General features: G+C 67.5%; 5 protein-coding genes. 3 read left to right on the top strand and 2 right to left on the bottom strand.

Translation table 11 applies throughout. The features are described 5' to 3' along the window. On the top strand, positions 1-737 hold a 737-nt coding region (locus B2U11_RS04530), incomplete at its 5' end, for a class 1 fructose-bisphosphatase (RefSeq protein ID WP_292070240.1). After that, on the top strand, positions 737-1,375 hold the full coding sequence (locus B2U11_RS04525; RefSeq protein WP_201217177.1) for a nicotinamidase: 639 nt from the start codon (positions 737-739) through the stop codon (positions 1,373-1,375). The genes B2U11_RS04530 and B2U11_RS04525, both read left to right, overlap by 1 nt. Here the strand turns inward: B2U11_RS04525 and B2U11_RS04520 are convergent. Further along, positions 1,372-2,406, bottom strand: a complete 1,035-nt coding sequence (locus tag B2U11_RS04520; protein WP_201217179.1) for an adenosine deaminase — start codon at positions 2,404-2,406, stop codon at positions 1,372-1,374. The two genes, B2U11_RS04525 and B2U11_RS04520, sit on opposite strands and share 4 nt — an antisense overlap. Positions 2,407-2,478: 72 nt before the next feature. On the opposite strand from B2U11_RS04520, the gene B2U11_RS04515 reads away from it, so the two are divergent. Beyond that, positions 2,479-2,634, top strand: a complete 156-nt coding sequence (locus tag B2U11_RS04515; protein ID WP_201217181.1) for a hypothetical protein — start codon at positions 2,479-2,481, stop codon at positions 2,632-2,634. 4 nt (positions 2,635-2,638) lie between these two features. Here B2U11_RS04515 and argS read toward each other — a convergent pair. After that, the coding region (argS, locus tag B2U11_RS04510) for an arginine--tRNA ligase (protein ID WP_292070236.1) at positions 2,639-4,283 on the bottom strand (1,645 nt) is incomplete at its 5' end.

Genomic DNA, 4,283 nt, shown 5'->3' with positions numbered 1-4,283 from the left:
CCTGTCCCGCCGTGGCGGGCGTGGCGTCCGAGGAGATGGAGACGGTCCAGCCGGCGGATCATGCGGGCGAATATCTGGTTCTTTTCGATCCGCTGGACGGGTCGTCCAACATCGACATCAATGCGCCGGTCGGCACGATCGTCTCGGTGCTGAAGGCGCCGCAGAGAGCGCCCGCCGAGGCCGATTTCCTGCAGCCGGGCCGCAGCCAGGTCGCGGCCCTCTACGCCCTCTACGGCGCCCAGACGATGCTGGTGCTGACGACGGGGCGGGGCGTAAAGGGTTTCACCCTGTCGGCGCAAGGGCAATGGCTGTTGACGCACGACGCCATCGCCGTCTCGCCGGACACCAAGGAGTTCGCGATAAACATGTCGAACCAGCGCCACTGGTCGGAGCCGGTGCAGCGCTATGTCGAGGGCGTGCTGAGGGGCGCGGACGGCCCGCGGGGTAAGAACTTCAACATGCGCTGGGTCGCGGCGATGGTGGCGGACGTGCACCGCATTCTGATGCGGGGCGGCGTCTTTCTCTATCCGTGGGATCGGCGCGAACCGGACAAGCCCGGCAAGCTGCGCCTGATGTACGAAGGCAATCCGATGGCTCTGCTGATCGAACAGGCGGGCGGCAAGGCGACGACGGACGGCAGCCAGGCGATCCTGGACGTCCAGCCAGACCATCTGCACCAACGGATTCCGGTGGCCCTGGGGTCGGCCACAGAGATCGACGCCTATGCGGGGGCCTGATGAAGATCGCCGCCACTGACGCGCTTCTGGTCATCGACCCGCAGAACGACTTTTGCGAAGGCGGCGGCCTCGCGGTCGCGGGCGGGGCCGGGGTCATGCCGACGATCAACCAGCTGGCGGAGCGGTTCGAGCGCGTGATCGTCACCCAGGACTGGCATACGCCGGACCAGATCAGTTTCGCCACCAACCATCCGGGCGCCGCACCCTTCACCGAGATCGACGTCGCCTATGGGCGGCAGATGCTGTGGCCGGATCACTGTCTGCAGGGTTCGCCGGGCGCCGACTTTCATCCCGATGTGGCGCCGACGGTGCGCAAGGCGTTGGCCGTCATCCGCAAGGGCTACAATCCGGCCGTCGACAGCTACTCGGGCTTCTTCGAGAACGACCGCCGGACGCCGACGGGCCTGAGCGGCCTGTTGCGCGAACTGGGCGTGACCCGCGTCGTCCTGTGCGGACTGGCCTACGACTACTGCGTCCGTTTCACAGCCGAGGATGCGGTGCGCGAGGGGTTCGAGGCGGTGGTCATCCGCGACGCCACCCGCGCGATAGCGCCGGAGACGGCGGCCGAAGCCGGGAGGCGGTTCACAGCCTTGGGCGTGGTAGAGGTCGAGGCGGTCGATCTGCTGGGCGGCGTCTAGCCGAGGACCACCGCCGTCTTGGCGTAGGCATCGACCTCTGCGATCCGGGCCGCCTTTTCCGCCTCAGGCAGGAAGGCGCCTTCGAAACTGTTTCGCGCCAGCTGGGTGATCTGGTTGCGGGTCAGGCCCACAGCGTCAGCGAGGCGACTGTAGTTGTCGTTCACATAGCCGCCGAAATAGGACGGGTCGTCCGAGTTCAGGGTGACGTGCAGGCCCCGGCGCAGCATTTCCGGGATGGGGTGGTTCTTCAGGTCGTCCACCACGCACAGCTTCAGGTTCGACAGGGGGCAGACCGTCAGGGTCATCTGTTCGGCGGCCAGGCGCTGGATCAGCGCTTCGTCCTCCATCGAGCGGTTGCCGTGGTCCATCCGGTCGATGTGCAGCAGGTCCAGCGCCTCGTGGACATAGGCCGGCGGGCCTTCCTCGCCGGCGTGGGCGCACAGTTTCAGGCCCAGATCGCGCGCGGCGGCGAAGACGCGCTGGAACTTGGACGGCGGATGGCCGACCTCGGACGAGTCCAGTCCCACGCCGATGAAGTGGTGCAGGTAGGGCTTGGCCGCCTCCAGGGTGGCGAAGGCCTCGTCCTCGGTGAGGTGGCGCAGGAAGCTGAGGATCAGGCCGCTGGAGACTCCCAACTCGGCCTTGGCTCGATCCATCCCCGCGATCAGGCCCTCGACCACCACGCCGAAGGGCACGCCGCGGTCGGTGTGGGTCTGGGGATCGAAGAAGATCTCGGCGTGGCGGACGTTGTCGGCGGCCGCGCGCTGGAAATAGGCGAAGGCCAGGTCCTCGAAGTCCTGGCGCGTCAGCAGCACGGCGGCGCCGGCGTAATAGATGTCCAGGAAATCCTGCAAGTTCGAGAAGTCGTAGGCCGCGCGCACCGCCTCGACGCTGTCGTAGGGAATGGCGACGCCGTTGCGCCGGGCCAGCTCGAACATCAGTTCGGGCTCCAGCGAACCCTCGATGTGCAGATGCAGCTCGGCCTTCGGCAGGCCGGCGATATAGGCGTCCAGGTCGGTGGATGACGTCATCGGGAACTCGCGAGCGTGGGAGGAACGGCACCGCGCAGCGCACGTTCAGAAGGGGCCAACAGGAGCATTGTCATGGCCGACAAACAAGACGAGCCGAAGATCAACACCACCCCTGGCGTGATGGGCGACGGCACCGAGGAGCAGAACCTGGGCCAGCCGGGCGATCCGAAAAAGCGGATCACCGAGGAAGAGGTGGACGCCGCCTTCTCCGAAAAGAAGCCGGACTGATTATCTACATTCGCTCGGGCGTCTCGATGCCCAACAGCGCCAACGCCTGTTCAAGCTGGAGCAGGGCCGCTGCCGACAGGGCCAGGCGCGAACGCCGCGTGGCCTCGTCGGGCGCGACCAGCACAGGGCAGGCGGCGTAGAACTTCGAGAAGGACTGGGCCACGCGATAGGCGTGTTCGGCGACCAAGTGCGGCATGCGCTTGTCGTAGGCGTCTGAAACGGCGGTCGAAAAGGCGTCCAACGTCAGAGCCAGGTCGCGCTCCGCCGGCTCGGCGCAGGCGATCCGGCCTGGCGTCACGCCTTGGTCGGCAGCCTTGCGCAGCAGCGATTTGATGCGGACGGCCTGGTAAAGCAGATAAGGCCCGGTCTTGCCCTCGAAGCTCATGAAGCGGTCGAGGTCGAAGACGTAGCTGGTGGTGCGCGCGTTCGACAGGTCGGCGAACTTCAGCGCGGCGATCGCGACATTGTGGGCGATGGCCTCGAACTCTTCCGGCGGCAGATCGTCGCCCAGCTTGGCGTCGTGCAGGCGCTCGCGCGCCTTTTCCGTGGCCTGATCGATCAGGTCGCGCAGCTTCAACACCCCGCCCGCGCGGGTCTTGAAGGGCTTGCCGTCCTGGCCGTTCATCGTGCCGAAGCCCAGATGCTCCAGCGACCCCTCGGCGGCGTAGCCGGCCAGATAGGCGGCGCGGAACACCTGTTCGAAATGTTCGGCCTGGCGTTCGTCCACGACGTAGAGCGCCAGGTCGGGCGCCAGCGTCTTCTTGCGGTCCAGGATCGTCGCCAGGTCGGTCGTGCCGTACATGGCCGAGCCTTCGGAACTGATAACCAGCAACGGCGGCGGAGACGGCGCCTCGATCACCGAGCCGTCGGCCAGCTTCTTCTTTCGGGTCTCGCCCGGCTTGGCGACGTGGACCACCTGGGCGCCGTCGTCCTCGACCAGCAGGCCGGTCGCCTTCAGGTGGGCGATCATCTCGTCCATCAGGGGATCGGCGTCGCTCTCGCCGTTCCACAGGTCGAAATCGACCGACAGGTCGCCATACTCGCGCTTCAACGCCTCGCGGCTGACAGCGACGAAATGGGACCACAGGGCGCGATAGCCGGGGCGGCCGGCCTGCAATTCAGCCGTCGCCTTGCGGGCGCGGTCGCGGAAAGCGGGGTCTTCCTTGGCCTTGGCCGCGGCTTGGGGATAGAGGCGGTCCAGGTCCGCCAGCGTCACGGGGCTGCTGGCCGGGAAGGGGCCGTCGCCCGGCGCCATGAAGGCGTCGGCCAGCCCCTCGTCGCCGCAGGCCGTGATCAGCAGGCCCATCTGGAAGCCCCAGTCGCCGAAGTGGGCGTCGCCGGTGACATGGTCGCCGCGGAAGCGGAACAGCCGCTTGAGGCTTTCGCCGATGATGGCGCTGCGCAGGTGGCCGACATGCATCGGCTTGGCCACGTTCGGACCGCCGTAATCGATGACCACCTTGCGCGGCTCGGCCACGACGGCGGCGCCGGCGTGGGCCTGATCGGCGGCGACCTCTGCAGCGCGCTCGGCCAGGGCGGCGTCGGAAATCTTCAGGTTTATGAAGCCCGGCCCGGCCACCTCGACCGAGGCGAGGCGTGGATCGCTCGCCAGGCGCGCGGCCACCTTGCCGGCCAGTTCGCGCGGATTG

The sequence above is a fragment of the Brevundimonas sp. UBA7534 genome, assembly GCF_002479325.1.
Taxonomy (GTDB): domain Bacteria; phylum Pseudomonadota; class Alphaproteobacteria; order Caulobacterales; family Caulobacteraceae; genus Brevundimonas.
The sequence above is the reverse complement of the archived record's forward strand: the minus strand, read 5'-3'. Positions and strand labels throughout refer to the sequence as shown.

What these genes read in the sequence shown, in the direction of transcription:
- B2U11_RS04525 (WP_201217177.1), top strand. Translation starts at nt 737, where the DNA reads ATGAAGATCGCCGCCACTGACGCGCTTCTGGTCATCGACCCGCAGAAC.
- B2U11_RS04520 (WP_201217179.1), bottom strand. Translation starts at nt 2,406, where the DNA reads ATGACGTCATCCACCGACCTGGACGCCTATATCGCCGGCCTGCCGAAG.
- B2U11_RS04515 (WP_201217181.1), top strand. Translation starts at nt 2,479, where the DNA reads ATGGCCGACAAACAAGACGAGCCGAAGATCAACACCACCCCTGGCGTG.